Below are 25,928 nucleotides of genomic sequence, written 5' to 3' on the forward strand. Positions count from 1 at the left end.
GTGCCAATGACCCGACTGTCGAGAGGAACGACGATGACCAGTTCCACCAGTGTCTGGATTTCCGAACACGCTCACCAGCGCCTGAAGGACGAACTACGCGAACTGCGGACACTGTTGGAACGCAACGCTGCCGTCACCGTCGACGACGCCGGGGACGGGGAGAACCTCAAGGCGATCCAACGCGCGCGCCAGGCGCGGGTTCAGCACATCCACGACCTGCTGGTGCACGCCGTGGTGGGGGAGGACCCGCCCGACGACGGCGTCGCCGAACCCGGCATGGTGCTCACCGTGCGCTACGAGGACACCGAAAACACCGGAAACGCCGGGGACACCGAGACGTTCCTGATGGGAGTGCTCGGCACGGAATTCGGCGATCTCGACATCTACTCCGTGCAGTCGCCGCTGGGACGGGCGCTGCTCGGTGCCCGCGTCGGCCAGCAGCGCACGTACCGCGCGCCCACCGGTGCTGCCGTCACCGTCACCCTGCTCGGCGCGGTTCCCTACGGCCTGCATCACCGACAACCCGCCACCTGACGCGCGAACCCCGCGGCGGCGACGCTCCCTCAGGCCAGCCACCCCTGATAGGAGTCCCACGCCGCACGAGCCGGCGGGGCGTCGTCGCGCAGCACCGTCGCCTGGATGAAGCCGTAGGGCCGGTCGTCGGCGTTGAACACCTCACCGGGGTTTTCCAGCCCGAACCGCGACAGGTCGTAGAGGAAGTGATGCTTGTTCGGGGCGGCGAGGCGCACCTCGGTGATCTCCGGGACGGCTTCCAGCACGGCCTTGCCCATGTGAAACAGCGTCTGCTGCAGGGCCAGTGACCGAAGCTCGGCGAACTGCTTCACCATCTCCGCCTTCGCGGTGGCGTACGCGGCATCCCAGTCCACCTCGGTGGTGGTGAACCGCCACTGGGCCGTCAGCGACGTCGCCATCACGCGGTCGTGGGTCGGCTCGAGCACCGTGTACGGGTCTTCGAGGAACCCGAAGAACTCCGAACCCGTCGACTTCAGGATCACCAGGTCCTTCAGCCCGCCGACGACGTACTCGCCCGTCTCGTCGACCGTCACCGCTGCGGTGCGCACCTCCTGGCCCTTGCGCACGAAGGTGTGATCGTGCTCGACGCCGTCGACGACCGCACGCTCCCAGGCGTATTCGTCGATCTCGATGCGTGCGCCCACCACGGGTGCCACGTCACCCACGAAGTGCCGCGCCAGCGCCAGCCCGTACTCCTCGATGCACCGTAGCCCCTGCTCCTTCGCATAGGCGTAGGCGGTCTGCTTCTGCGAGTCGGTGGGCAGTACGTCGGCCTGATTGCCCTCGAGGTGTGCGGCACTGAAATCGCCACGCAGACAGGTGGATACGTTGATGTCGCGAATCTCGTGCCGCGGGGTGTCGCGGTGGATCCGCACCACGCGGTTCTCGGCCTTGCCGTACTGGTTGCCGCCCAGGATGATGCCCGACACGTGTCAGCTCCCTCTGTAGGTGGAGTAGGCGTACGGGGACAGCAGCAGGGGCACGTGATGGTGGCCTGCCGGGTCGGTGATCTCGAAGGCGATCACCACCTCGGGGTAGAAGCCGGTGACGCCGCTCGCGGCGAAATGAGCTGCGGTGTCGAAGCGCAACCGGTACACCCCCGCGGGGAGGTCGGCGGCCAGGGAACCGACGCGGCCGTCGTCGTCGGTGAGCGCGTCGGCCAGCACCGCACCGGCGGCGTCGGTCACCGTGACGGCCACGCCGACGGCCGGGCGGCCCGTCGTGGCGTCGAGGACGTGGGTCGAGAGGCTCACGTGTTCGACCCTGCCACAGGCTCGCCCAGGAGCCGCTGCAAACGCAGGCGGTTGATCTTGCCGAGTTCGCTGCGCATCACCCGGCGCTCGGTCTGGGGGTCGTTGCGCAGCCGGTCCTCGAGGATGGCCAGCAGCTCCTCGGCGGAGCGGCCGTGGGCGCACACCAGGTACACGTAGCCGAAGGTCGCGTCGTACTCCCGGTTGCGCGCCGCCAGCCGCGCCTTCACCTCGTCGTCGGCCGTCGCCACCCGCGCCTGTTCGCGCGCCGACGATGGGTCGTCCACCGCGGCGCCGATGCGCGGGTGCCCGTCGAGGGCGGCGTCGATCTCCGCGTCGGGCAGTTCGGCGAGCACGCGGTCGGCGCGGTCCAGCAGTGCGTCGACGGACCCGAACGGCGCTCCGGAGAGGACGCGGCGGGCCCAGATGGTCGAACTGCAGACACCGAACAGCCGATGCATCTGCTGTCGTTCCGACAACGCGTTGAAGCCGTCCAATCCCAGGGCTGCAGCGGGCATCTAGCGCAGCTCGTCGAGTCGCGAGAACCGGGCGGCGGCGATCGGGTTGGCGTCTGCCACCAGGTCGCTGAAGCGGTAGTTGGCGATCTTGGCGATCTCGATCAACGCGAACGCCCGCTCGGTGGCCGGCGAGTTGTCCATCCGCGACCACCCGTTCTTCAGCACGTACTCGAAACGTTCGGTCTCCTTGGCGCAGATGATGAGCGGGAAGCCGAAGTGCTCACGGTACGCGGTGGCGAGGTCGACGACGTCCTCGTGGTCGTCGGCGTCGAGGTTGGACAGTGCCACGTGGTCGACGGCCAGCGCGTGGCCCGTCTCGTCCTCGGCGCCCAGGTCGGGGAAGGCGCGCAGCAGTTCGTCCTGCTGCTCGGAGGAGCCGGTGAGCACGGCATCCTGGAACGCCTCCCGCAGGGCGGTGGTGTCGGCGAAGGGACGCGCGGTGAACGCCCGTTCGACGGCCCACGGGACGTCTTGTACGACGTGCCCGAACACCTCGGTGAAACGCTGCTGGCTCATGGCGTTGACTTCGTCGAGCGTGATGGATCCGCCACCTGCCACCCGCGGTCCCCGCGACCCGGTGTGGAAGAACACGACGTTCAACACGATCGCGCTGACCGCGCCGATGCTGATGCCGCTGCCGAAGATCAGGTCCAGTCCGGTGGGCATGCCCTTGGCGAGGTCGGGATGGGCCGTCACCCACAGGGCCAGCGCGAGGCTGGTGGTGACGATGATGAGGTTGCGGTGGTCGGTGAAGTCGACCTTGCCGAGCGTCTGGATGCCGACGACGGCGACGGTGGCGAACAGGGTCAGCGCGGCACCGCCGAGCACCGGGTTGGGGATCGAGGCGACGACGGCGGCGACCTTCGGCAGGAACCCGAGCAGGATCATGATGACCCCGGCAGCGGCCACCACCCAGCGGCTTTTGACCCCGGTGAGCCGCACCAGCCCGACGTTCTCGGAGAACGCGGTGTAGGGGAAGGAGTTGAAGATGCCGCCGATCGTGGTCGCCACCCCGTCGGCGCGCAGCACGTTGCCGATGTCGGAGGGGGTGACGCGCTTGCCGACGATCTCGCCGGTGGCGATGGTGCTGCCCGTCGACTCGACCGCGGTGATGAGCAGCACGAGGATCATCGTCAGGCAGGCGACCGCGTCGAACTTCGGCATGCCGAACAGGAAGGGTGCGGTGAAGCCGAACGCCGCCGCCTCACCGACCCGGTCGAAGGTCATGTCGCCCAACGCGAATGCCACCGCGCAGCCCGCCACCAAGCCCAGCAGCACGGCGATGGTCGCCAGGAATCCGCGGAACAGGCGCTGGATGGCGACGATGACCACGATGGTGCCCAGGGCGTAGAGGAACCAGCGGATGTTGGTCGGGTCTTCCTCGTGCGTGTGGGGGTTGGTCACGGCGTCCATGGCGCCGACGGGCACCAGACACGAGCCGATGATCGTGATGAGAGTGCCGGTGACGACGGGAGGGAAGAACACGAGCAGCTTGATGAAGATGGGCGCGACGAGGAACGTGAAGACACCTGCGACGATGACCGCTCCGTAGACGTAGAGCATGCTGGCCGCGCCGCCGCCGCGGGCCAGCCCGATCGCGATGATGGGCGAGACCCCCGCGAACGTGACGCCCTGCAGCAGCGGCAGTCGCACGCCGATCTTCCACACGCCGACGGCCTGCAGGATCGAGGCGATGCCGCAGGTGAAGAGGTCGGCGGTGATGAGCTTGACGAGTTCTGCCTGCGACAGTCCGACGGCGCCGGCGATGATGATCGGCACCAGCACGGCCCCGGCGTAGAACGCGACCACGTGCTGAAAGCCGTAGGTCGCGAGCTGGGGGGCGGGCAGCATCTCGTCGACCGGGTGCACCCGCGTGTTCGAGGTGGTGCGCGCTGGCACCGGCACTGGCGCTGACATGGATCAAGAATCAGTCAGCCGCGTGCCGTTCGCATGTCGCGGGCGAGGTGTTAACGCGCCCGTCACGAAGCCGGTCGCGTGCTCACGTCACGGATGTCCGGGACGTGCCCGTCGATGGTGACGCAGTCCTTGCCGCTCCGTTTGGCGTGATACATCAACACGTCGGCACGGTGCAGCAGCGCTTCCGGGCTGCATTGGTCCCGTGCCACCACGATGCCCACGCTGACCGACAGCCGGTCGTACCGGTGCCCGGCGCCCAGCGTGACGGGTCGGCGCAGCTCCGACCGCAGCCGCTCGGCGAGTTCGTGGAGCCGGCCGACGTCACCGACCCCGGGGCAGAGGATGGCGAACTCGTCCCCACCGAGGCGGGCCGCCGTATCGGCCGCGGTGATCGCGGCCGTGATCCGGGCCGAGACGTCCGCGAGCACCCTGTCACCCTCGGCGTGCCCCCAGGTGTCGTTGATCGCCTTGAAGCCGTCGAGATCCAAGACGATGAGCCCGGCGCCGGTTCCGCGGGCGGATTCGGACAGTGCGCTCTCGAGCCGCGACGTGAACAGGGTGCGATTGGCAAGCCCGGTGAGAGGGTCGTGGGATGCCAGATGGTCCGCGCGGTCGCGGGCGGCTTCGAGTTGGGCGATCAGCCGGGCGCGGGAATCGCGATACAGCGCCAGGGTGAGCACGAGCAACGTCAGGCTGGCGACCATCGCCTGCGCCAGCATTGCGCGGACCTCCACGTCCGCCATGACGAAGTCGCCCCGATTCGACAGGGTGGCGTAGATGATCCACACGCCCGCCACCGCGAGGAACAGGGTGCTGACGGTGGTGCTGTAACGCAGGGCGACCCACATCGCCGGAACGAGGGTGAGGAACGCCGTCGGCAGACCCTGGTTCTCCCAGAACGTCCAGTAGAAGACCCCGCAGACGCCCGCGAAGACCAGCAACGCCTCGGCCACGGGGGCGGCGCCGAGGCGCGGACGCCGGGGGCGCACGTCGCGCAGGGTGAGCCAGATCGAGACGCCCAGCAGTGCCGTCGCGCCGTTGCGAACGGCGAAGAGCGCGAACGTCTCCCACGGCCGGGACTCGGTGGTGAGCACGAAGTACGCCGCCGCGAGGACGGCGGCGCCGCAGGTGCCCGCCGTGACGGCCGCGACCAGCTTGGCGAAGTCGGTGGGATCACGCAGGGCGACGTCGTCTCGACCGAGGAACAGCAGTTCCACGGTGACGACCGACAGCACGACGTTGACCACCGAGAACCAGGCGCTCAGCGGCAGCGAGGCGCCCGTCGCGAGGTTCGTCGCCAGCGCGACGACGGCCAGCAGTCCGACGTGGACCGCGCGGCGGCGCAGCGTGCAGCGCTTCGTCGAGAGCAGCCAGATGACCCCGACCGCCGCCGCCGGCCAGACCAGGGAGACCTCTCCACCGGCCAGTCGACTGGCGCGACCGCCCGCGACGGCGATCGCGTAGGCCACGGGGAACGCCACCATGCTCATCGCCGAGCACCGAGAAAGGACCACCGCGCATCCCTTCATCAGGTGGGTCCCTCATAGGATGCCGCCACGGTGGGCCGTGCGTCGTGGAATCGGTCGGGCCACGACGCGCGTGTTCAGGTGCCGCTGCAATCCAGGGTGACGTCGATCGTCTTGTCCAGCGTGATCGTCACCTCGTGCTTGTCGCCGCGCGAGCCTGGTCCCCCCGGGGTGGTGCCCCCGGAGTTCATGGACGTCACCGTCATCGGGTTGTGCACCTCGACCACGTTGCAGTCCATGATGGGGCGGTCACCGGATCGATCGACGGTGACGGAGTAGCCGGCGGCCTGCAGACCCGCGATGGTGCGCACCGACGTGGTGTCCGGGAGCCAGTGGATCTTGCCCTGATCGTCGGCCATGCAGCGGAGGGCCGCGTCGCCGGTCGGATTCGCGGTGTCGCCGATCTGGGCGGCGGCGCAGTCGGCGCCCGCCGTCGGAACGTCGGCCGCGGACGGCGGGCTCAACGCCAGCAGCAGCACGGTGGCGATGGCCGCCGACGGCGCCAACGACGTCGTCGCGAAAGACGGTGTCGCCAAAGACGTTGTCGCCAAAGATGTTGTGGAGGAATATCTTTCGACACGTGCCATGTCCACTCCCCGGGGCTCGATAAGGACGTAGGCGGTCAGGCTAGGTGGCGGGGACGAGACCCGTCAGGGTCCAACGGCGGACGTCGGCGCGCCGAAGGTCACCGCGACGCCCGGCCGCGACCGGCGCCGGGGCGCAGCCGTCGCGGCCTCGCCGTGCCGGGACCTTGGCCCCTATCCGCTCGCGGCCGCTCGGCGGCACGTTGGTCTGATGACGAGGAGAGGGGCGAGGGATCATGAATCGTGAGGCATGCACGTTCTTCAGCGGCGCGTTCGCCGCGCTGGCGTACGCCCATGCCGCCTATGCGGTGGCGACGTCGCGCGGGATCATCAGTGAGCCGGTGTTCATGGGTAGGCGCTGGGGTGTGGGCTACATGTGGTCCGAGGCGGCCGTGTACGCCGCCGTGAGTGGGGCGCTCGGTTACGCCGGATGGCTGGCCGGCCGTGCACGCCGGGACGACTCGCCGACCCACGAGCTCCCGCCGGAGAGCGTGCCGACGGCCGTGCCCGCTGCCAGCCGGGCCCCGTCGATCTAGGCGCCCGGGGGCGGGGGACCGTCCACGTCGACGGCGCACGGGTGCGGTACGTGCGTTCACCCGGTTCCTCGCGGTCGCTCGACGGCGGTAGCTAGGCCCCCGAGGGGCTTTGGCCCCTTGACCGACCGGGCCGGGGGTCGTCGGCATCTGGTGGCGGCGGCGTTCAGGGCGAGGCCGCCCGCGGCGGGTGATGCTCGGGTGCCCACGGGTCGTCGATCGTGGGTCCGGTGCTCGCGTCTCCGGGTGGGTCGGCGGGTGCGACGGCGGTTGCCTCGCCGGTGGCCCTGGTCTCGGCGGGTGGCGATTCGCCTGCCGCGCAGCCGCTTTCCCCGCCGCCCGGTGGTGAATGGAGTCGTTCGGGGTGGTGGTAGGTGTTGATCCGGGTCTGTCCGCGGTCCAGCAGTGGGGGCGGTAGCCATTCGACGTGGTGGTGGGCGTTGATGCGGGTGGTCCAGCCGCCGGTCGTGCCGACGAGGCGGTTGTCCGCACCGCACGCCAGGGCGTTGTCGTTGACGTTGGTGTTGCCACCGGCGGCGAAGTCCTTCTTCGCGTGGTGGACTTGGCAGCCGTAGGCGGGCACGGTGCAGCCGGGTTTGGTGCAGCCGCCGTCGCGGGTGATCAGGGCGAGGCGTTGCACGACGGTGGCGGTGCGGCGGGTTTGGAAGAGGTCGAGGACCTTGCCGGTGGCGTCGTCGAACAGGGTCAGGAACCCGGTGGTGGTGGATTGGGCGGCGAGCTGCAGGATGTCGCGGCGGGTGAGCACGGTGCCGCCGCCGGTGACGCCGACTCCGGCGCGGGACTCGAGGTCGGCGAGGGTGGTGCGGATCAGGATGGCGGTGGGGACGCCGTTGAGGTGGCCCAGTTCGCCCTTGGCCAGGGCCGTGCGGTGGAGGAACGCCAGCGCGTCGTGGCGGCGTTGGGCCAGGGTGCGGTCATCACCATCGATCTGCGCCTGTGACGGCGTGCCGGAGGTGCACGGGTGCGCGTCGGCAGGGTTGCACATCCCGGGGGTCGCGAACTTGGCCAACAGGACTTCCAGTGCCGCCCACGCGGGTGCGGTCATGACCACGGTCATCGCGACGGTGCCGTCGGGGCCTTGCTTGCCCACGGTCATGCCGCGGCGGCGCACCCCATCGTCATGGGTGGGTTCGGGCCCGTCTTGGTCGAGCAGGTAGAGCGTGCGCTTGAGGTCAGCGGCGAACTGATGCGGCGCCATCACCATCGCGGCCCGCGCCCAGGCGACCTCCAACTCCTGCCGTCGTTTCGGGTCGACGTGGTCGGGGATCTTCGCGACGGCCTTGCGGATCACCGCGACGTGGTCGCCGTTGATGAGCCCGTGCGCCTCGGCAATCGCGGTCGCGGGCAGATTCGGTGGCATCGACTGGCCGGTCAGGGATCGCCGGGGTCCGAGGTCGGCGGCGACGGCGACGCGACGTTTGGCTTCCCTGGGGTGCAGATTCAGCCGCACCTGGAGCGCGTTGGCGAGGTTCTTGGCGCCTAACTGCGACGGCGGGGTGTCGGCGTCGAGGGAGGTGACCAGCCGGTGCTCGAGTGCGGGTAGGCGGCAGCGGTGGGTTTCCAGGTCTGCCAGTAGTGCCACCCGTTCGGCGGCGTCCAGTGATTCGAGGTCACACGCGGCGAGCGCGTCGACGGCGGCACGCAACGCCGCCACCGCCTCTGCCACCGCCCCCGTCTGCATGATTCGAACATACATGCGACTACTGACATCTTGGGTCCGCGATCCACAGCCCCGACGTGGTGTGGCCGATGGGACGAATGAGTCCGGACCGTTTGTTGCCGAGCGGGATTGGCCGACCCGGCGGAGACCCTTCGGCAGACCGCGCAGGGGTGGTTCGGCGCAGCAGAGCCGCCACCGTCACGTGAACAGAGCCTGTCCCAGGTAGTGCCCCGTCTCGGGAGCAGGCGGTATGGCGAAGATGGCCGAGCCGACGTGGCGGACGTACTCGTTGAGCAGATCGTGTGCCCCGATCCGATTCTGGATCGTGGTGAAGTGTCGCGGATCGTTCTGATAGGAGACGAACAGCAGCCCCGCATCGAGTTCGCCGGTGGGGTCCAGGCCGTCGGTGTAGTTGTAGGAGCGGCGGCGAATCATGATGCCGCCGTTGTTCTCCCGTGCGGCCAGTGCGACGTGGGAGACCGGGTCGATCACGGGATCGCCTGCCGACGTGCGTGCGCCGAAGTCCGGGTTGTCGAACTCGTCGGAACCGGTGAGCGGCGCGCCGGTCTCCTTGTGCCTGCCGAAGATCCGTTGCTGGTTGCCCACTCGGTCGGTGTCCCAGGACTCCAGCAGCATCCGGATCTTGCGGACCACCTGGTAGGTTCCGCCCTCCAGCCACGGTTGGTCGCCACCCTGGATCCACACGAACTCGCGGTACTCGTCGTCGGTGGCGACGTTGCGGGTTCCGTCCTTGAAGCCGAGCAGGTTTCGCGGCGTCTGTTGTCCCGGTCCGGCCGAGGCCCTGCCGAATCCCAGCACCGCCCAGAAGGGGTAGACGGTGCCGCGCCCCAGCCGGGCGAGGTTTCGGACGGCGTGGTAGCACACCTGCGGGTCCTCGGCGCACGCCTGCACGCTGAGATCCCCTCCGGTCAGGCGGGGGTCCAGGTCGTCGCCGTTGAGCGTCGGCAGGGCGCCGAACAGTGCGGGCTTGCGCGCCGCCAGCCCGAATCGATCACCGAAGACGCTGGGACCCAGGCCCACGGTGACGGTCAGCGACGCCGGGCTCAACCCGACCGCCTCGCCGGTGTCGCCGGGTGGCTGCACGTCGACGCTGGGCTGCACCGCACCCACCGGTCTGCCCTGCTGTAGCGACGCGATGCCCGCCGACCAGCGGGCCAAGAGGCTTCGCAGCGCCGATCGGTCGGCGGTGTCGGCGAATCGGAACGTCATGAACACGCAGTGCCGTTGCGGCTCGGTGTCGATGCCGCCCTGGTGGGCCTGGTCGTAGAACGGATACGCCCGGGAGAGGTCCACGGTGTCGGACCCCGCGGGGTGGTCGGCGGCCAGGGCCCAGCCGGTGGCGCCGCCTGCGGCGGCTCCCAGGGCCACTCCGCCGAGGCCGGCCCACAGCGCGCCCGACAGCACGCCGCGGCGGGACACCGCCGCGGGGTGGTCGGTGGGGGCGGCGGGTGAGGGATGCTCGCTCATCAGCTCGCCGCAACCACCTTCTGGGCCACGGTGGACAGGCTTTGATGCAGGGGTTGGATCACCGCGGTGAGTTTCGGTGCGTCCGTGGCGCGCAGCTGCGGTGTCCACACCACGAAGCCGCCCGGGCCGGCAGGGTCGCGATAGCCGTCCAGGGTGGTCGACACCGTCTGGAACCGTTGGTCGAGCTGCGCCACCAGGTTCGCGTCGATCTGCTGCAGGCCCGGTCGCAGCGAGGCATAGGCCTGTCGTGCCCCTTCCACGTTCCCCGCGAAGTCCACCAGGTCGAGGTGGCTGAACGCCTCCTCCTCGCCGGTGATCTTCGTGTTCTGCACCTCTTCGATCAGGTCGGCGGCGCCGTTGGCCAGGTCCTCGGGCTGGTACTGCAGGGGGGTGACGATGCCAACCAGCTTGTCGACGTTGCCCACCAGCTCGGTGCTGAGCGCCTTGGTCGTCGGCGTGATGGCGTTGCCCTGCCACAGATCTCGCTCGATGGCGTGAAAGCCCTTCCAGCCCACCTTGGCGTCGACGGGGGTCGACTCCCGCATGTCGATCAGGTAGTCGAGGTTGCCGGCGTTGTCGTCCACCGCGAAGCCCGGGAGCACGAACCCGTCGACGTTCGCTTCGGAGCGCTCGTAGAAGGGCCGCGCCCTGGCGTATTCGACGCGGGCCTGCGCGAGGTTGCCCGCCTGGACGGCGGCGTCGAGCGCCTTGACGCCGGCGTCGAGTTGGTGGACCTGATCCGTCACGTACGTCGCGTAGCCCTTGGTGCCGTCGGCCAGCACGGTCTGCACGGTGCCCGACGGTGCGGCCGGTGCCCGTCCCGTCACCTCGAGGTCGACGTATTCCCGGTCGGCGCCGGGGCAATACACCTGGTACGTGCCGCCGTCCAGGCTCACGGTGAACGACACCGGGTCCAATCCGGGTGCCAGGTTCTCCTTCTCGCCGACGATGCGCTGGTCCTTGATCAGTTCCACTTCGGTGATACCCGGTGCGCTGGCGTTGTCCACCGTGAAGGTCACCGGACCGGCCGCAGCGGTGGGGTGATCCAGCGCGCAGGTGTCCTTGCCGCCGTCGTTGGCCAGGGTGACCGTGACGGCCTGGGGGGCCGCCCCGGATGGCGTTGGGCCCGAGGCGGAATCGGTGTGACCGCTGCAGCCGCTCAACGTCAGCGCGGCCGCGACGGCCACTGCGGGCACCGCGAGCCACGGGTCACGGGCGGGCGACGCCGTCCGGTTGCGGGGGTGGGGCGAGGTTGCCTGCGGCGTCATCGGTGCCGTGCCTTTCGTCGGGGGTCGAAGGGGAGGTGCGAGGCGGGCGCAGGGCGGTGGCCGCGGCGCCGACGGCGGCGACGGCCAGCAGGATCGGCGCCCAGAGGCGCAGGAGTGCATCCGCGGGTGCGGTGACGTCGCGATGGGCGAGCGCGGCCGCCACCGCGTCGTCCTCGGGTGCAGGGGTGGCCCAGTCTCCCGGGAGCGCGCCGAGGCTCACGGTCCGGTTACCGGTCAGCCCGCCGCCGCTCAGCACCGCGATCCGGTTGCCGTCGGAGCGTGCGCTGATGAGCGAATCACCATGGGTGACGGCCTGATACGTGCGGGATCCGCTCCAGCTGGCCTGGAACGGCCCGGGTGCCCGGTTGGCGCCCAGACCCACCGGGAGCCGGCCACCGGTCAGGCGGGCCAGGTCGGCGAGCGTGGCCGACGGGGCGTTCACGCCGGGGTCGGCGGGCACGCGGGCCTGCCACAGCTGGGTCGCCACCCCGTCGGTCGAGCCGGTGCCGGCTGGGGTCAGCGCGACGGGCTCGGCGTCGCCGACCCGAAGGGTGGCGCCGTCGGCGACCCGCACGGTGACCGACGTGGTGCCGCCGCCGGTCAGCGCGACCGCTCGGGTGGCGCCCGGTGCGGGTCGCGGGCCGGGTGTCAGGAGTGCCAGCGCGCCTGCGGCGACGGCCAGACCGATCGCCGCGCTCAGCAGGACGCGCCGACGGGTCCGCGCGCAGCGCCTCGACGTGGCCGGCCACAGGAACACCGCCAGCACCGGTACGGCGTAGAGCGCCCAGCCGATCACCTCGATCTGGCGCGGATCGACGGGGATGCCGAACATTCCCGTGGCCACGGCGCCGAGCACCGAACGGGCGGACAGCCAGGACGTGAGGTCGGCGACGCGGTCCTGTCCGACGGTGAGCCAGCCGGCCTCGTGGGCGGTCCGGAGCGTGTTCAACACCAGGCCGGCGGCCACGAAGACCAGGAACACGCCGGTGACGCGGAAAAACCGCGCCAGGTTCAGCTTGATGCCGCCGAGGTAGATGCCGACGCCGATGCCGACCGCCACCGCGATCCCGGAGAGCCCGCCGAGGAGGGCGGCCCATCGGCTGCCGTGGGTCGCCTGCGCTGCGGCCAGCAGGAAGACTGCGGTCTCGAAGCCCTCCTTGAGCACCGCGAGGAACGCCATGCCTGCCAGGGCGAGGGAACTGCCCGTGCCGATGGCGCGCGCCGCGTGGTCTTCCAGTTCGCCCTTCATGGCGACGGCGTGGCGGTTCATCCAGATGATCATCGTGGTGACGAACACCACGGCGGCAGCGCCGATCACCGTCTCCAGCATCTCCTGCTGGCGTTGGGGCAGCGACGTCGACAGCAGGTCGAGACCGACGCCCACGGCGATGCTCAGCGTCACGGCAACCGCGACACCTGCCATCATCGGGCGCACCGAGGCCCCGTTGCGCCGCAGGAACGCACCGACGATCCCGACGATGAGGGTCGCTTCCAGGCCCTCCCGCAGTCCGATCAGGAACGTGCCCACGAACATGCCGTTCAGCCCCGTACCCTCTCGCCATTGCGTCCCATCGAGGAACGACTAGTAAGCAGGTTAGGCTTACCGCATGCCGAAAGGCCATGGCACGGCGCGGGATTCAGCACATTGCCAGGTTGCTGACAGCATCTTCCCGCCATCGGGAGGCCGGGCCCGTGCGGCGCGGGTGCCCTTGGTCGGGCCCGTCAGGCCCGGCGGGCCCGCGGTTTCGGCTGCGACGCGCGGGCGCCCAGGGCGATGCGGACCACCGCCAGGGCGTCGGGATCGGTGGCGACGTACACCTGTCGCTTGCCGTGCCGGGACGCGCGCACCAGCCCCGCCAGCTTCAGTTTGGCCAGGTGATGGCTCACGGTGGCGACCGATTGTCCGGTGATGTCGGCGAGGGTGCCCACGTCGCGTTCCCCGCCGTCGAGGAGCCACAGGATGTGCAGCCGTACCGTCGCCGACAGCAGGCCGAACAGGGCGGCGATGTCCTGTAGGTCGGCGGGGGAGGGGGCATCGTGCGGTTCTGCGGTGAACTCTGGCACGCAGTGGCATCCTTTCCGTGGCTCTCGGTGTGGCGGCGACTCTCGGTGTGGCGTCCAGGCTGTCCCATTCGGCACACTTGCGCAACCGTTTGACTGTTTGGCGGTTCTGGGGTCTACTGGGTGCGCGCCCGACGCCGGTCGGGGGCGTGCCGATGGGAGGTGAACCCGCATGATCGAAGGAAGTAGTCGCTGCCTCCGCCGATCAGTGCCAGGCCACCGTTTCCCGATGGGATCGATTTAGTCGCAGCGGTTTTCGGTGGGGGCCGTCGGATGGACTCGAGTTCGACGAACGATCACCTCACGCGAAGGACCGATGATGACCTTTCCCACGGCGCGTCCGTCGACGCGGCGCCCGCTGCAGGCAGGCGCGGACTACGCGCTTGCAGATCTGGGCAGTGCGTCGGTGTTCGCCGTGTTCCAGCGCGTGGCCGGTTCGCCGCGTGGGCTGACCGAACGACAAGCAGAAGCTCGGCTGCGCGAGGTCGGTGACAACGACGCGCTGTCGATCACGGTGCGCGGGCCCAACCCGATCGATGCGGTGCGCAGCCCGTTCGTCGCCTTGCTTGCCGTCGTGGGCGTGGTGTTCCTGGTGCTGGGCGAGTGGCACGGCGCGGCGACCGTGGCGCTGATGGTGGTCCTCGCCGTGGGCCTGCGCATCTGGCAGCAGACCCGCTCGACGCGGGCCGGTCTGGCCCTCGAAGACCTCGTGCTCACCACCACGACCGTCCGTAGGCGCGCCACACCGGAGGCGGAGCCGATCGCGCGCGACGTGCCCTCGCGCGACCTGGTCCCCGGCGACGTCGTCGTGGTCGGCGCGGGCGACGTGGTGGCCGCCGACCTCCGCCTGCTCTCGACCACCGACCTCGTCGTCGATCAGGCGGTGCTCAGCGGGGAAGTGTTGCCGGTGCCCAAGAGCGTCCCGCGGCAGGCGCCGGCGCCGGGACGGACCGGACCCGCTGCCGTCGTGGACCACTCGGCGCTGTGCTTTGCGGGGACCGCCGTGGTCTCGGGCACCGCGACCGGGGTCGTGATCGCGACCGGTGACCGGACCTACGGGGCGTCGCTCGCGCGCGCCGCCGGTGCGGCGCGGCCGGAGTCCAGCGTGGACGTCGGCGTGCGCGCCGTCGGGTGGACCTTGGTGCGGTGCACGATGGTGCTGGCGCCGTTGGTGTTCGTGGTGAGCGGGCTGGTCGGTGACGAGTGGGCCCGGGCCGGGTCGTTCGCCCTCGCCGTCGTGGTGGGTCTGACCCCGGAGATGCTGCCGGTGATCGTCACCGCGAACCTGGCGCGCGGCGCGGCGCGGCTGGCGGGCGACCGCGTGCTGGTCCGGCGGCTGGACGCGATCCAGGATCTCGGTGCGGTGGACGTGCTGTGCGTGGACAAGACCGGCACCCTGACCGAGAACCGCGTGGTGCACGCGCACAGCGTCGACGTCACCGGGCGACCCGACGACGTGGTCGCCGAATTCGCCTATCTGGCAGCGCACTTCTCCGACGAACCGGGCACGCCGCTGGACGAGGCGATGGCCGAGGTGGCGGGCGGGGACGCGGCGCTGGACGTGCTGGCGCGAGCGGCGTACGCGAAGGTCGGCGAGATCGCGTTCGAGCCTGCGCGCGGTGTCGGCACCGTCGTGGTGTCCCGGCGGCACGACGAGCACGTGCTGATCTGCCGGGGTGACGCCGATCGCATGCTGGCCCTGTGCGACCGGGTGCGGGTTGGCGGGCGGGTCACGGAGTTGGACGACGAACTGCGGCTCCGGGCAGCCGGCATGGTCGACGCCGTCCGCAGGCAGGGTCGTCGGGTGGTCGCCGTCGCGGTGGACTACCTCCCCGCGCGGTGGGAGCCGTACGGTTCGCGGGACGAGAAGCGGTTGATCCTGGCCGGTTTCGCGAGCTTCGAGGATCCAGTCCGCGACAGCGCCGCGCCCGCGGTGGCGAGCCTGGCCGCCCATGGCGTGGCGGTCAAGATGCTCACCGGCGACGGTCCGGTGGTCGCGCGGCAGGTGGCCGCGCAGGTCGGGCTCGACGCCGCCACGGTGGTCGTCGGCGCCGACGTAGATGCCGCCACCGACGACGACCTGCGTGCGATGGCGGCGCACAGCGACGTCTTCGCCGAACTGGCCCCATCACACAAGACGCGAATCCTGGCGGCGCTGCGAGCGGGCGGACACACGGTGGGCTTCCTGGGCGACGGGGTGAACGACGTTGCCGCACTGCGCTTGGCCGACGCCGGCATCGCATCCGACACCGCAACCGACGCAGCGCGGTACGCCGCCGACCTGGTGCTGCTCGACGAGGATCTGGCGGTGTTGGCACGCGGTGTCGTGGAGGGCCGTCGCACGCTGGCCAACACCATGAAGTACGTCAAGATCACTGCGAGTTCGAACTTCGGGAACGTGCTGTCGGTGGTGGCGGCGAGCGTGTTGCTGCCGTTCCTGCCGATCCTGCCGATCCAGTTGATGGTGCAGAACGTGCTCTACGACACGGCGCAGGTGGCCACGGCGTGGGATCGCGTCGACGACCACGCCGTGACGCGCCCGCGGCGCTGGCAGTCCGGGGGATTGGTGAGCTTCATGGTCGTCTTCGGTTCGCTCAGTTCGCTGTTCGACCTCGCGACCTTCGCCGCGCTGTGGTGGGGCTTCGGCGGCCCAGCTGCACCGGCGACATTCCAGACGGAGTGGTTCGTCGAGGGGCTGTGCAGTCAGCTGCTCGTCGTGCTGGTCCTGCGGACCTCGCTGCCGCCGTGGCGGGATCGCGGGCCTGCGCGGCCGGTGTGGCTGGCCGCGGCCACGGTCGCCGCGGCCGGGGTGCTCCTGGCGTGGAGTCCGCTGGCCGGCCCGCTGCACCTCGTGCCGCTACCGGCGGCGCCGCTGGCGGCGCTGATCGGGATCACCGTGACTTACGCCGTTGCGGCACAACTGGTCAAGCAGCACTACGTGCGCCGCCATCCGAGCTGGCTCTAGCCGCGGGCCCACGCCCGCGCACCACCAACCCTCCGACCTCCGTGAAAGCCGGGTGATCCGCCATGCCTTCGATCGACCTCGCCACCGGGGCCGCGATGCCCTCACCGGCCACCGCATGCCCGACTGCGTCCGCCACGAGCCCGTACCCGACGACCCCGAGGGGGCTGACCCGATGATGACACTCGACATGCTCGCTCGCCTCGGCGTCGGCGTGGGACTGGGAACGGTGATCGGCTTCGAGCGCCAGTTCCGGGCTCGCATCGCGGGGCTGCGCACCAACGCCCTCGTCGCCACGGGCGCCACCTTGTTCGTCCTGCTGTCGGCGCACGGATTCAGCGGCGCCACGGCCGATCCCACCCGGGTCGCGGCCCAGATCGTCTCGGGCATAGGGTTTCTCGGAGCCGGGGTCATCCTGCGGGAGGGGCTCAGCGTGCGCGGCCTGAACACCGCAGCCACCCTGTGGTGTTCGGCGGCCGTCGGCTCGTTGGCGGGCGCCGGGCTCTACGCGACGGCCGTGGCAGGAACCGCGGCCGTCGTCATGGTCAACATCGTGCTGCGGCCCGTGGGCCGGATCGTGGATCGACGACCGGCCACGGGCGTCGAAACCCCGGTCGACTACACGTTCCACGCCGTCACGCGCGACGGCACGCAGGCGCACGTGCGCACCCTGCTCGTATCGGCCCTGGCGCGCACCAACTTCGCGCTGCACTCGGTGGAGAGCGTGCACACCGACGTCGACGGCGTGGTCGAGGTGCGCGCTGCGCTCTCGGCCGACCAGCGTGACGACAAGCAGTTGGAGTCCGCGGTCAGCACGCTGTCGTTCGAACCCGCCGTGACCGGCGTGCGCTGGCACGTTCATCCCGTCGGCGGTGCGACCGCCCGCAGCGACCTCGTCCGACACGACGTCATCCGAAACGACGTCATCCGAAACGACGTCATCCGAAACGACACCGAGACCAGGTGAAGCCATGTCGACCACCTCCACCTTTCCCACGCGCGGCGCCCTGGCGCGCCCGGCCCGCCACGTCGGCGCCGACGTCCTGGTCTTCGTCGCCGCCGCGACACTGCTGTGGCTGACCGTCCGGGTGGCTCACGGCACCACCCTTGCGTGGAGCCCGCAGACGGCGCAGGCCACCGTGTCCACCGATCCCGCCGAGCTGCCGTACTTCGCCGCGCGCTCCTTGCTGCGCATGTTCGTCGCGCTGGCGCTGTCGCTGCTCTTCACGTTCGTCTACGCCACGGCCGCGGCACGGTCGCGGCGCGCGGAGGCGGTGCTGATCCCGCTGCTCGACATCCTGCAGTCGGTGCCGATCCTCGGTTTCCTCTCGGTGACCGTCACGGGTTTCATCGCCCTGTTCCCCGGCTCGGAGCTGGGATTGGAATGCGCGTCGATCTTCGCGATCTTCACCTCGCAGGCCTGGAACATGACGTTCGCGTTCTACTACTCCCTGGTCTCGCAGCCCCGGGAACTCGACGAGGCGGCGCGGCTGCTGAGACTGTCCCGCTGGCAACGCTTCTGGCGAGTCGATCTACCCGGGGGCATGATCCCGCTGGTATGGAACGGCATGATGAGCTTCGGGGGCGGCTGGTTCTTCCTCACGGCCTCGGAGGCGCTGAGCGTCGACGGCCGGCACGTCGCCCTGCCCGGCATCGGTGCCTACGTCGCCGCGGCCGGCGACGCCGGTGAACTGGACCGCGTCCTGCTCGCCGTCGCGGTGATGATCGTCATGGTCGTCGGCGTCAACGTGATGTTCTGGCGGCCGCTGACGGCGTGGGCCGAACGCTTCCGAGTCGAGGACTCCGAGACCGCCGTCGCTCCCCGCAGCGTCACGCTGAACCTGCTGCGCGCTTCGCGAATTCCCACGATCGTCGGACGGCCGCTCGGGCGCCTGGTCCATCCGCTCGACCGGGTGACGGCGGTGTTCGGGACGGCCGATCACCCGCTGCACTCCTCGCCGGCCCGTCGGCGGATGGGTGACGTGGTCTTCGTCGCCGCCCTGTCGGCGCTTCTGGGCTACGGCGCGTACCGGGTGTTCGGCTACGTCGCCGCCAACGGTGGACTCACCGAGGTGGGGCACGCCTTTTCGCTGGGAATGGTGACGTTCGCCCGCGTCGTCGTGCTCGTCGTCGTGGCCACCGTCGTGTGGGTGCCCGTGGGGGTGTGGATCGGCATGAACCCCAGGGTCGCCCGACTGGCGCAACCGATGGTCCAGGTGCTCGCGTCGTTTCCCGCCAACTTCCTGTTCCCGCTCGTCACCGCGGTCTTGGTCGCCACCGGCATCAGCCTGAACATCGGCGGCATCCTGCTGATGAGTCTGGGTGCGCAGTGGTACGTCCTGTTCAACGTCATCGCCGGGGCCAGTGCCATTCCCAACGATCTGCGCGAGGCCGCGACCAACCTGGGATTGCCGCGGAAACTGTGGTGGCGCAGACTGATCCTGCCCGCGGTCTTTCCCAGCTACGTCACCGGGGGCATCACCGCGGCCGGCGGCGCGTGGAACGCCGCGATCGTCGCCGAGGTGGTCACCTACGACGGCACCACGTTGACCGCGACGGGCCTGGGGGCCTACGTCACCGAGGCCACCGCCGCCGGCAACGCGAGCCACGTGCTCATCGGCGTGCTGGTCATGAGCGTCTTCGTCGTGACCACCAACCGGGTCTTCTGGCGCCGCCTCTATGCGCTGGCGCAGCGGCGCTATTCCCTGACCTGACCTGACCTGACCTGGCCCGACCTGACCCGACCTGACCGCCCCGACCAACTCGAGAGGACATCGTGACTGCACCGAAGACCACCCTCATCCGCGTCGACCACGTCAGCAAGCGCTTCACCGGTGCTGCCGGAGACTCCATGCTCGTCCTGGACGACGTGTGCCTGGCCGTCCACGCCGGTGAGATCGTCGCCCTGCTGGGGCGATCGGGATCCGGCAAGTCCACGCTGCTGCGCACCATCGCCGGTCTCATCAGTCCCACCGACGGCACCGTGCGCTACCGCGGAACACCGCTCGACGGCGCCAATCCCGGAGCGGCCATGGTATTCCAGACGTTCGCCCTCATGCCGTGGCTCACCGTGCAGGACAACGTGGAACTGGGACTGGCCGCGCGTGGGGTGCCACCGGCGCAGCGCCGGGCGCAGGCTCTCACGGCCATCGACCTGATCGGTCTCGACGGCTTCGAGTCGGCCTATCCCAAGGAGCTCTCCGGCGGCATGCGTCAGCGCGTCGGCTTCGCGCGAGCCCTGGTGCTCGAGCCGGATCTGCTGCTGATGGACGAACCGTTCTCCGCCCTCGACGTGCTCACGGCCGAGAACCTGCGGGCCGAACTGGTCTCGCTGTGGGCCGGGCGGGACTTTCCCACCCAGGCCATCTGTCTGGTGACGCACAACATCGACGAGGCCGTCCAGCTGGCGGACCGGGTGATCGTGTTGAGCGCCAACCCAGGTCGGGTGCGCGCGGAGGTGGCCGTCGACCTGCCGCGCCCACGGGATCGGCGCAGCGTCGCGTTCACGGCGCTGGTCGACCAACTCTACGCCATCCTCACGGGGACGGAGGCCGACGCCGCCGTGCCCGAGCCCGCCGATGCCACACCCAGTGCCCGACCGCTGCCGGATGCCAGCGTGGGTGGCCTGGCGGGCCTGGTCGCGATCGTCCACGCCCGCGGCGGCCGCGCCGACCTGCCCGACATCGCCGGCGAGCTGAACTTCGAGATCGACGACCTCCTGCCCATCGTCGACGCCGCCGCGCTGCTCGACCTGCTGAGGGTCGCCGGCGGCGATCTCGAGATCACCACCGCCGGAACGAAGTTCGCGACGGCCAACATCCAGGACAGCAAGTACGTCTTCGCCGAGCAGGCGCGACGGCAGGCGCCGCTGGTGCGCACCATCTGCACGGCGCTCTCGGCGAGCGCCAACGGGACGCTGCGGGCCGGGTTCTTCCTCGACCTGCTCAAGCGGAGTTTCAGCCCCGCCGACGCCCAACGGCAGCTGGACACCGCGATCGACTGGGGTCGCTATGGCGAACTGTTCGACTACGACACCGGCAGCGACACGATCGCGGCCGATCGGGATCAGGCGTAGATCGACTGGTACAGCGCGACGACGTCGTCGACGTCGGGCACCCGCGGGTTGTTCGCGGGGGAGCCGGACGCCAGCGCCTGCCGGGCCATCACGTCCAGTCGTCCGTTCCACTCGTCCTCGTCGATGCCGTACTGCGCCGGCGTGGGGACGCCGACGTCGTGACACAGGGCGTCGAGTTCGTCGACGAGGGCAGCCGCGGCCACGTCGTCGCTCGTCGAATCGTCGGCCACCCGCATGGCGCGGGCACATTCGGCGTACCGGGCCGTGGCGGCGTCTGCCGAGAACCGCGTGACGGCGGGCAAGAGCATCGCATTGGACAGACCGTGCGCCACGTGAAAGTGGCCGCCGATGGGACGACTCATGCCGTGCACCAACGCGACGCTCGCGTTCGAGAACGCCATCCCGGCCTGCGTCGAGGCGAGCATCATGGCCTCGCGCGCCGCGCGATCCTGACCGTCGGCGTAGGCGCGACGCAGGTTGGCGCTGATGGTCCGCATGGCCACCAGGGCCAAACCGTCGCTGAAGGGGTTGGCGCGTCGGCTCACGTAGGCCTCGATGGCATGCGTCAGAGCGTCCACCCCCGTGTCGGCCGTGAGGCGTGCGGGCATCGACAGGGTCAACTCGAAGTCGACGACCGTGGCCACCGGTAGGAACGACAGGCCCGGACAGAGCATCTTCTCGTCGGTCTCGTCGTCGGTGATCACCGTGAACTGCGTGGCCTCCGAGCCGCTGCCGGCCGTGGTGGGCACCGCGACGATCGGCAACGCCGGCCCGGCGTGGCGGTGCGGCGCCTTGAACGACGCGATGTCCGCATCCGAGACGGCAAGCACCGCAAGCGCTTTGGCGGTGTCCATCGGGCTGCCCCCACCGAAGCCGATGATGCCGTCCGCCCGGTGTGCGCGTACCGCCTCGAGCCCGGGGATCAACGACGACGACGTGGGGTCGGGCACCGTGTCGGAGAACGACGCTGGCGTGCAGCCTGCTGCCCGCAGGACGGCCATCAGCCGGTCGGCGTGGCCCGTGTCGGTGAGGTACCGATCGGTGACGAGAAGTGGTCGCACGATGCCGATCTGGGAGCACAGCGTGCCGAGTTCTGCTGCGGCACCAGCGCCGATCTTGCTGTGGCGGGGCAGGGTCACGTCGTAGGACGCGGAAGTCGTTGGGGTCACACCACCATGGGATGTGAGATTTGCGCACCAGTCAACGAGTAAATACGCTCTGGGGACTGCAGATTTGCACGACCGAAAGGGTGGCATGCTCAGCGCCGACAACCTGCGCTACTTCCTCGAGGTGGCCAGGGCGGGTCGGCTCAGTGACGCGTCCCGGGTGCTCGAGGTCGACCACACCACCGTGGGGCGCCGGATCACGGCCCTCGAACGCGCCGTCGGCGAGCGGCTCTTCGACCGGGCTCCCGGTGGTTGGCGACTGACCGAGGCCGGCAAGCGGCTGCTCCCGCGGGCCGAAGCCGTCGAGTCTGCGGTACTGGCGGCCTACGACGTACGAAGTGGCGCCGCCGACGCTCTCACGGGTTCCATCCGCATCACCACGACCGACGGATTCGGTGCGTTCATCATCGCGCCACGCCTGGTAGACCTGAAGAACGAGCATCCGCGCCTGACCGTGGAACTCGTCACCGCGACGGTCCACGACGCGGTCTCCGAGAGGCACTTCGACGTGGCGGTGACACTGGAGCGTCCGACGTCCCGCGCGGTACGCGCCGACGTGCTCTGCGACTACCACCTGGGCCTGTACGCCACCGCCGACTACCTGGCCGCCAATCCGCCCATCACGAAGGTGGCCGACCTGCGTTCGCACACGCTGATCTGGTACGTCAACGCGCTCTTGGACATCGAGCCGCTACGCATCCTCGACGAGCTACCGCACGTCCAGCAGGTCGACGCGCAGATCTCGAACATCACCGGGCACTGGCTGGCCGCACGCAGCGGACTGGGCGTGGCGCCACTGCCCGCATACATCGGCAACGGCGACGATCGGCTGACGCGGGTTCTCCCGGACGTGTTCAACGTGCGTCGGATGTACTGGCTGGTGGTGCCTCGAGAGCTGGAGCGGCTGCACCGGGTGCGGACCGTGTGCACGTTCTTGGCCGACACCGTCGAGCAGCACCCGGACCTCCACCGGCCCCGAGGGGGAGTGACCTCGAAATAAGCCTTTTCGCAACGTCATTCGATCAATCCACTGAGGTCTGCGGCGTGCTGCATTTCTGCACGCTTCGGTGCACGAATGTCCATTGACTTCGCACGATGACCGGGTTGAGATGTAGTTCACATCAGCGGCAGGTGACACCCGTGCAGCGCACGACGTCGCTCCGCTCGTCCCCTCCACGTCGATCGGTGACGGCGGTACGCATCGGGATGTGGTCACACGGAGTCGAAAGGGCTCGAGCGTTGAATCTCAGCAGTTACTTCCATGGTCCGGCGACGAGCCTGGACGACCAGGTGGAGAGCTACGCCACCACCCGCGTGCCCGACGGTCAACGCTGGCGGCGCCCGGCGATCTTGCTGGTGCTCACCGGCAACGTCACCGCCATGTTCTGGTTCGCGCTAGGTGGCCAGATGGGCTTCCTCGTGGGGTGGCCGGGAGTTCTCGTCCCGATTGCCTACATGGTGGTCGGAGCGACCGTGGTCGGGGCATTGGTGATGCGCATCGCCAGCCAGCAGGGCCTGTCGCTGCCGCTGTTGTCGCGTGGTCTGGGCTTCGGGGCCCGCGGCTCGGCGATCGCCTCCTTCGTCTACGCCGTCAACTACGTGTTCTACTTCATCTTCGAAGGCAGCATCGTCTCGCACGGTCTCAGCGAAATCCTGGGCATATCCATTGATTCCGCTGCCGCCAGCGTCGTGTTCGCGATCGTCGCACTCATCGCGCTGTACTACTCGTGGCGCGGGATGCACTCGATGAACGTCCTACAGCGCTTCGGCATGCCGATCTTCCTCGTGCTGTTCGTCATCGGCATGGTCATGCTGGCCAACGGCTACGTCCTGGTGGGTCCCGGGGAATGGGCCGTCGAAGACGGCGTCACCGCCACCGCCATGTGGCAGGCCCTGAGCCTGGCCAACGGTCAGGTGGTCTTCCAGGCGCTCATCGCCACCGACTACGGTCGATTCGTCAAGCGGTCGGTGTCCTACGTCGGCACGGGCGGCGTGATGCTGGTCGAGCTGTTGATGATCTCGGTGGTCATGGTGCTCGGCGTGTTCTTGGGATTCACGATGATCTCGCACTTCGACGGCGACCGTGCCACGCGGGAACTCGCGGCCACCGACCCCGGCCTGATCTTCGCCGTCGTGATGGGCGTGCTCGGCGTGGTGTTCGCGATCCTCACCCAGGTGAGGATCAACGTCATGAACCTCTATTCCGGCTCATTGGCCCTGTCCAATGCGTGGGACGTGCTGTCGCCGAAGAAGGTCGGTCGACAGTGGTGGATGGTGCTACTGGTGGTCCTGGGCATCGCGCTCTATCCCATCAACGTGTTGCAGTACACCGACAAGTTCCTCGCGGTCACCGGCATCATGACCAACACGTGGATCTTCATCTTGCTCAGTGACTACTTCGTGTGCCGCAAGCTGCTCAAGCTCGCTCCCAGCACGCTCGTCGAGTACCGCGAGGGGCGCGTCAAGGACTGGAACGTCTGCGGCATGGCGGCTCTCGCCGCAGGTGTCGCGGTGGGGGCGCTCGGCGTCGCGGGTGCTTACCCGCTGTACTTCGCATCGTTCGCGGCCATGGTGGTGGGCCCGATCGTGTACGTTCCCCTGACCATCCTGACCAAGGGGTCGCAGTACGGGCTGCCCGCCTCCGGCGCGCTCGACATCGAGTCCGAGGATCCCACGGCCGACGCGCACCGCGCCGTCGCGACCGAGCCCGGCGACTAGACCATCCGAAGACACCGAGAACCGACACAGAAAGGGCGTCGTGATGACCGAGAGCCTCACCGAACCCCTGCACTACCGTGAAATCTGCGACGTCGTCGAGTTGCTCGCCACCGGCGACGTCAGCTCCGAACACTTGACCGACCTGGTGTTGGAACGCATCCGTGCCGTCGACGATCGCGTGGGGGCGTTCGCCTTCGTCGCCGAGGACGAGGCCAGGAGGAGTGCTGCGGAATCCGACGCGCGCCGCGCGTCCGGTGCCACGCGGGGACCGCTGGACGGCATCCCGCTGGCGATCAAGGACATCTACCACAGGGCGGGGTGGCGCACCGAGGCCGGCATGGCGGTGCGTGCGGGTCAGGTGGCGACCGAGACGGCAACCGTCGTCGAGCGGCTCGAACGGGCCGGTGCGGTCATCGTGGGCAAGGTGCACACGACCGAGGGGGTGTACACCGAGCACACGCCACCGTTCCGGGCGCCGCTCAACCCGTGGGATCCCACGCGCTGGGTGGGTGTCTCGTCCAGCGGGAGCGGTGTTGCCCCCGTCGCCGGATTGTGTTTCGGGGCACTGGGTTCCGACACCGGCGGGTCCATCCGGATGCCGTCGGCGTCCAACGGTGCCACCGGCCTGAAGCCGACGTGGGGCCGTGTCAGCCGGGCCGGCGTCGTCGAACTCGCGGCCACCCTCGACCACGTGGGCCCCATCTGCCGCTCGGCCAGGGACGCGGGGTTGATCCTGGGTGCGATCGCCGGCGCCGACCCCCGGGACCCCACGGCGTCGTCGGAGCCCGTGCCCGCGTTCGACGTTGCGGTACCCAGCTCGCTGCGGGGCGTGCGCATCGGCGTCGACCCGCGGTGGAGCTACCACGAGGTGAGCGCCGACGTCGAAGGCGCACACCGCGACACGGAAGGTGCGCTGCGCGACCTCGGCGCCGAACTGGTCGACATCACGCTGCCCGACCCCACCCAGGCCATCACCGACTGGTTCGGCGTATGCGCCGTCCAGACCGCGCGGGCGCACCGCGGTCTGTACCCGGAACACCGTGAGACCTACGGGGCTGCGCTCAGCGAGCTGATCGACCGCGGAATCGCGATGTCCGGCATCGAGTACGACGAGCTGCTGCAGCGCCGCTTGAACTTCAAGGGGCGCATGGAGGCTGCCCTGGCTCCCGTGGATGCCGTTCTGATCCCGGCGATGTCGTTCATCGCACCGCCGGTCGACAAGATGATCCGCATGGACGAGGAGACCACGGCGGGGGTACACCGGTTCACGGTCCCGTTCACGTTGTCCCAGCTGCCTACCATCACCTTTCCCGGGGGCTTCACCACGACGGAGTCCGGGCTGCCGTTCCCGGTGGGGTTGCAGCTGGTGGGCAGTGCGTTCACCGAACGCCGACTGGTCGACGTGGTGGGCGCCTTCCAGGCGGCGACGCCGTGGAACAAGCGGCACCCGCAGCTGTGAGGGTCAGCCCGCCGCGCGCGGCGTGGCATCCCGACGTTCGCACGACGATGCTCGCCGGCACGCGGGGACCGTGGTCGGGATCGTGAGTGTCCACGGCAGACCGGCGAAGTGCCCCTGGGGGGTCTCGGCGCCGGCGTCGAGGCTCGATGCGACGAATGATGCGGTGCGTGCGGGGGTGTGGAGCACGA

The 25,928-nt window shown here is 69.7% G+C and carries 21 protein-coding genes; 9 read left to right on the top strand and 12 right to left on the bottom strand.

The window, feature by feature from the left end:
- The first annotated feature begins 33 nt into the window (after nucleotides 1-33).
- Complete coding sequence (locus AC30CM_RS10030) at nucleotides 34-534, top strand: GreA/GreB family elongation factor (protein WP_490116710.1); 501 nt, start codon at nucleotides 34-36, stop codon at nucleotides 532-534.
- A gap of 29 nt (nucleotides 535-563) precedes the next feature.
- Here the strand turns inward: AC30CM_RS10030 and pucL are convergent, their stop codons facing one another.
- The 6 genes from pucL to AC30CM_RS10060 form a co-directional block, all read right to left on the bottom strand.
- Nucleotides 564-1,463 carry a factor-independent urate hydroxylase gene (gene pucL / locus AC30CM_RS10035; RefSeq protein WP_490116711.1) on the bottom strand — a complete coding sequence of 300 codons (900 nt, stop codon included), beginning with the start codon at nucleotides 1,461-1,463 and terminating at the stop codon, nucleotides 564-566.
- A 3-nt stretch (nucleotides 1,464-1,466) separates the two neighbouring features.
- Nucleotides 1,467-1,787, bottom strand: a complete 321-nt coding sequence (gene uraH, locus AC30CM_RS10040) for a hydroxyisourate hydrolase (RefSeq protein WP_490116712.1) — start codon at nucleotides 1,785-1,787, stop codon at nucleotides 1,467-1,469.
- Nucleotides 1,784-2,302, bottom strand: a complete 519-nt coding sequence (gene uraD / locus AC30CM_RS10045; RefSeq protein WP_490116713.1) for a 2-oxo-4-hydroxy-4-carboxy-5-ureidoimidazoline decarboxylase — start codon at nucleotides 2,300-2,302, stop codon at nucleotides 1,784-1,786. Before uraD ends, uraH begins: the two co-directional genes overlap by 4 nt.
- Nucleotides 2,303-4,219 carry a solute carrier family 23 protein gene (locus AC30CM_RS10050; RefSeq protein WP_490116714.1) on the bottom strand — a complete coding sequence of 639 codons (1,917 nt, stop codon included), beginning with the start codon at nucleotides 4,217-4,219 and terminating at the stop codon, nucleotides 2,303-2,305. It abuts the gene before it with no gap.
- A 62-nt stretch (nucleotides 4,220-4,281) separates the two neighbouring features.
- A complete protein-coding gene (locus AC30CM_RS10055; protein WP_490116715.1) occupies nucleotides 4,282-5,733 on the bottom strand; it encodes a diguanylate cyclase domain-containing protein in 1,452 nt (483 codons plus the stop codon).
- An 89-nt stretch (nucleotides 5,734-5,822) separates the two neighbouring features.
- Nucleotides 5,823-6,281: a hypothetical protein gene (locus AC30CM_RS10060; RefSeq protein WP_490116716.1), complete on the bottom strand. Its 459-nt coding sequence runs from the start codon at nucleotides 6,279-6,281 to the stop codon at nucleotides 5,823-5,825.
- Between the two features lie 284 nt (nucleotides 6,282-6,565).
- Here AC30CM_RS10060 and AC30CM_RS10065 point away from each other — a divergent pair, with 284 nt between their 5' ends.
- Nucleotides 6,566-6,865, top strand: a complete 300-nt coding sequence (locus tag AC30CM_RS10065; RefSeq protein ID WP_490116717.1) for a hypothetical protein — start codon at nucleotides 6,566-6,568, stop codon at nucleotides 6,863-6,865.
- A gap of 163 nt (nucleotides 6,866-7,028) precedes the next feature.
- Here the strand turns inward: AC30CM_RS10065 and AC30CM_RS10070 are convergent, their stop codons facing one another.
- The 5 genes from AC30CM_RS10070 to AC30CM_RS10090 form a co-directional block, all read right to left on the bottom strand.
- Nucleotides 7,029-8,564 carry an HNH endonuclease signature motif containing protein gene (locus AC30CM_RS10070; RefSeq protein WP_490116718.1) on the bottom strand — a complete coding sequence of 512 codons (1,536 nt, stop codon included), beginning with the start codon at nucleotides 8,562-8,564 and terminating at the stop codon, nucleotides 7,029-7,031.
- A 177-nt stretch (nucleotides 8,565-8,741) separates the two neighbouring features.
- Nucleotides 8,742-10,031 carry a Dyp-type peroxidase gene (locus AC30CM_RS10075; RefSeq protein ID WP_490116719.1) on the bottom strand — a complete coding sequence of 430 codons (1,290 nt, stop codon included), beginning with the start codon at nucleotides 10,029-10,031 and terminating at the stop codon, nucleotides 8,742-8,744.
- Nucleotides 10,031-11,299, bottom strand: coding sequence for an iron uptake system protein EfeO (efeO, locus tag AC30CM_RS10080; RefSeq protein ID WP_490116720.1), 1,269 nt, complete (start codon nucleotides 11,297-11,299; stop codon nucleotides 10,031-10,033). The genes AC30CM_RS10075 and efeO overlap by 1 nt, the downstream gene beginning before the upstream one ends.
- Entirely contained in the window at nucleotides 11,241-12,833 is a 1,593-nt protein-coding gene (gene efeU, locus AC30CM_RS10085; protein WP_490116721.1) for an iron uptake transporter permease EfeU, read from the bottom strand. The genes efeO and efeU overlap by 59 nt, the downstream gene beginning before the upstream one ends.
- A gap of 188 nt (nucleotides 12,834-13,021) precedes the next feature.
- Entirely contained in the window at nucleotides 13,022-13,363 is a 342-nt protein-coding gene (locus tag AC30CM_RS10090) for an ArsR/SmtB family transcription factor (protein ID WP_490116722.1), read from the bottom strand.
- Nucleotides 13,364-13,679: 316 nt separating this feature from the next.
- On the opposite strand from AC30CM_RS10090, the gene mgtA reads away from it, so the two are divergent.
- The 4 genes from mgtA (at nucleotide 13,680) to AC30CM_RS10110 (ending at nucleotide 20,397) form a co-directional block, all read left to right on the top strand.
- Nucleotides 13,680-16,325, top strand: a complete 2,646-nt coding sequence (gene mgtA / locus AC30CM_RS10095) for a magnesium-translocating P-type ATPase (RefSeq protein ID WP_490116723.1) — start codon at nucleotides 13,680-13,682, stop codon at nucleotides 16,323-16,325.
- A 172-nt stretch (nucleotides 16,326-16,497) separates the two neighbouring features.
- Nucleotides 16,498-17,289, top strand: coding sequence for an MgtC/SapB family protein (locus tag AC30CM_RS10100; protein WP_490116787.1), 792 nt, complete (start codon nucleotides 16,498-16,500; stop codon nucleotides 17,287-17,289).
- Between the two features lie 4 nt (nucleotides 17,290-17,293).
- On the top strand, nucleotides 17,294-19,036 hold the full coding sequence (locus tag AC30CM_RS10105) for an ABC transporter permease (protein ID WP_490116724.1): 1,743 nt from the start codon (nucleotides 17,294-17,296) through the stop codon (nucleotides 19,034-19,036).
- A gap of 62 nt (nucleotides 19,037-19,098) precedes the next feature.
- Complete coding sequence (locus AC30CM_RS10110) at nucleotides 19,099-20,397, top strand: ABC transporter ATP-binding protein (protein WP_490116725.1); 1,299 nt, start codon at nucleotides 19,099-19,101, stop codon at nucleotides 20,395-20,397.
- Here the strand turns inward: AC30CM_RS10110 and AC30CM_RS10115 are convergent.
- Nucleotides 20,388-21,566: an iron-containing alcohol dehydrogenase gene (locus tag AC30CM_RS10115; RefSeq protein ID WP_490116726.1), complete on the bottom strand. Its 1,179-nt coding sequence runs from the start codon at nucleotides 21,564-21,566 to the stop codon at nucleotides 20,388-20,390. The genes AC30CM_RS10110 and AC30CM_RS10115 overlap by 10 nt on opposite strands.
- 85 nt (nucleotides 21,567-21,651) lie before the next feature.
- Between AC30CM_RS10115 and AC30CM_RS10120 the strand changes: the two genes are divergently transcribed.
- The 3 genes from AC30CM_RS10120 (at nucleotide 21,652) to AC30CM_RS10130 (ending at nucleotide 25,740) form a co-directional block, all read left to right on the top strand.
- Complete coding sequence (locus AC30CM_RS10120; RefSeq protein WP_490116727.1) at nucleotides 21,652-22,563, top strand: LysR family transcriptional regulator; 912 nt, start codon at nucleotides 21,652-21,654, stop codon at nucleotides 22,561-22,563.
- A 239-nt stretch (nucleotides 22,564-22,802) separates the two neighbouring features.
- Nucleotides 22,803-24,281: a purine-cytosine permease family protein gene (locus tag AC30CM_RS10125; RefSeq protein WP_490116728.1), complete on the top strand. Its 1,479-nt coding sequence runs from the start codon at nucleotides 22,803-22,805 to the stop codon at nucleotides 24,279-24,281.
- Nucleotides 24,282-24,324: 43 nt separating this feature from the next.
- Nucleotides 24,325-25,740 (top strand): amidase, encoded by a 1,416-nt coding sequence (locus tag AC30CM_RS10130; protein WP_490116729.1) that lies wholly within the window; start codon nucleotides 24,325-24,327, stop codon nucleotides 25,738-25,740.
- The last annotated feature ends 188 nt before the right edge of the window (nucleotides 25,741-25,928 follow it).

The organism is Mycobacterium sp. DHQP2018-32-09 (genome assembly GCF_058148405.1).

Coding starts and splice junctions, on each gene's coding strand:
- AC30CM_RS10030 (WP_490116710.1), top strand. CDS start 34: ATGACCAGTTCCACCAGTGTCTGGATTTCCGAACACGCTCACCAGCGC.
- uraD (WP_490116713.1), bottom strand. CDS start 2,302: ATGCCCGCTGCAGCCCTGGGATTGGACGGCTTCAACGCGTTGTCGGAA.
- AC30CM_RS10050 (WP_490116714.1), bottom strand. CDS start 4,219: ATGTCAGCGCCAGTGCCGGTGCCAGCGCGCACCACCTCGAACACGCGG.
- AC30CM_RS10065 (WP_490116717.1), top strand. CDS start 6,566: ATGAATCGTGAGGCATGCACGTTCTTCAGCGGCGCGTTCGCCGCGCTG.
- AC30CM_RS10070 (WP_490116718.1), bottom strand. CDS start 8,564: ATGCAGACGGGGGCGGTGGCAGAGGCGGTGGCGGCGTTGCGTGCCGCC.
- AC30CM_RS10075 (WP_490116719.1), bottom strand. CDS start 10,031: ATGAGCGAGCATCCCTCACCCGCCGCCCCCACCGACCACCCCGCGGCG.
- efeO (WP_490116720.1), bottom strand. CDS start 11,299: ATGACGCCGCAGGCAACCTCGCCCCACCCCCGCAACCGGACGGCGTCG.
- efeU (WP_490116721.1), bottom strand. CDS start 12,833: ATGTTCGTGGGCACGTTCCTGATCGGACTGCGGGAGGGCCTGGAAGCG.
- mgtA (WP_490116723.1), top strand. CDS start 13,680: ATGACCTTTCCCACGGCGCGTCCGTCGACGCGGCGCCCGCTGCAGGCA.
- AC30CM_RS10100 (WP_490116787.1), top strand. CDS start 16,498: ATGATGACACTCGACATGCTCGCTCGCCTCGGCGTCGGCGTGGGACTG.
- AC30CM_RS10105 (WP_490116724.1), top strand. CDS start 17,294: ATGTCGACCACCTCCACCTTTCCCACGCGCGGCGCCCTGGCGCGCCCG.
- AC30CM_RS10120 (WP_490116727.1), top strand. CDS start 21,652: ATGCTCAGCGCCGACAACCTGCGCTACTTCCTCGAGGTGGCCAGGGCG.
- AC30CM_RS10130 (WP_490116729.1), top strand. CDS start 24,325: ATGACCGAGAGCCTCACCGAACCCCTGCACTACCGTGAAATCTGCGAC.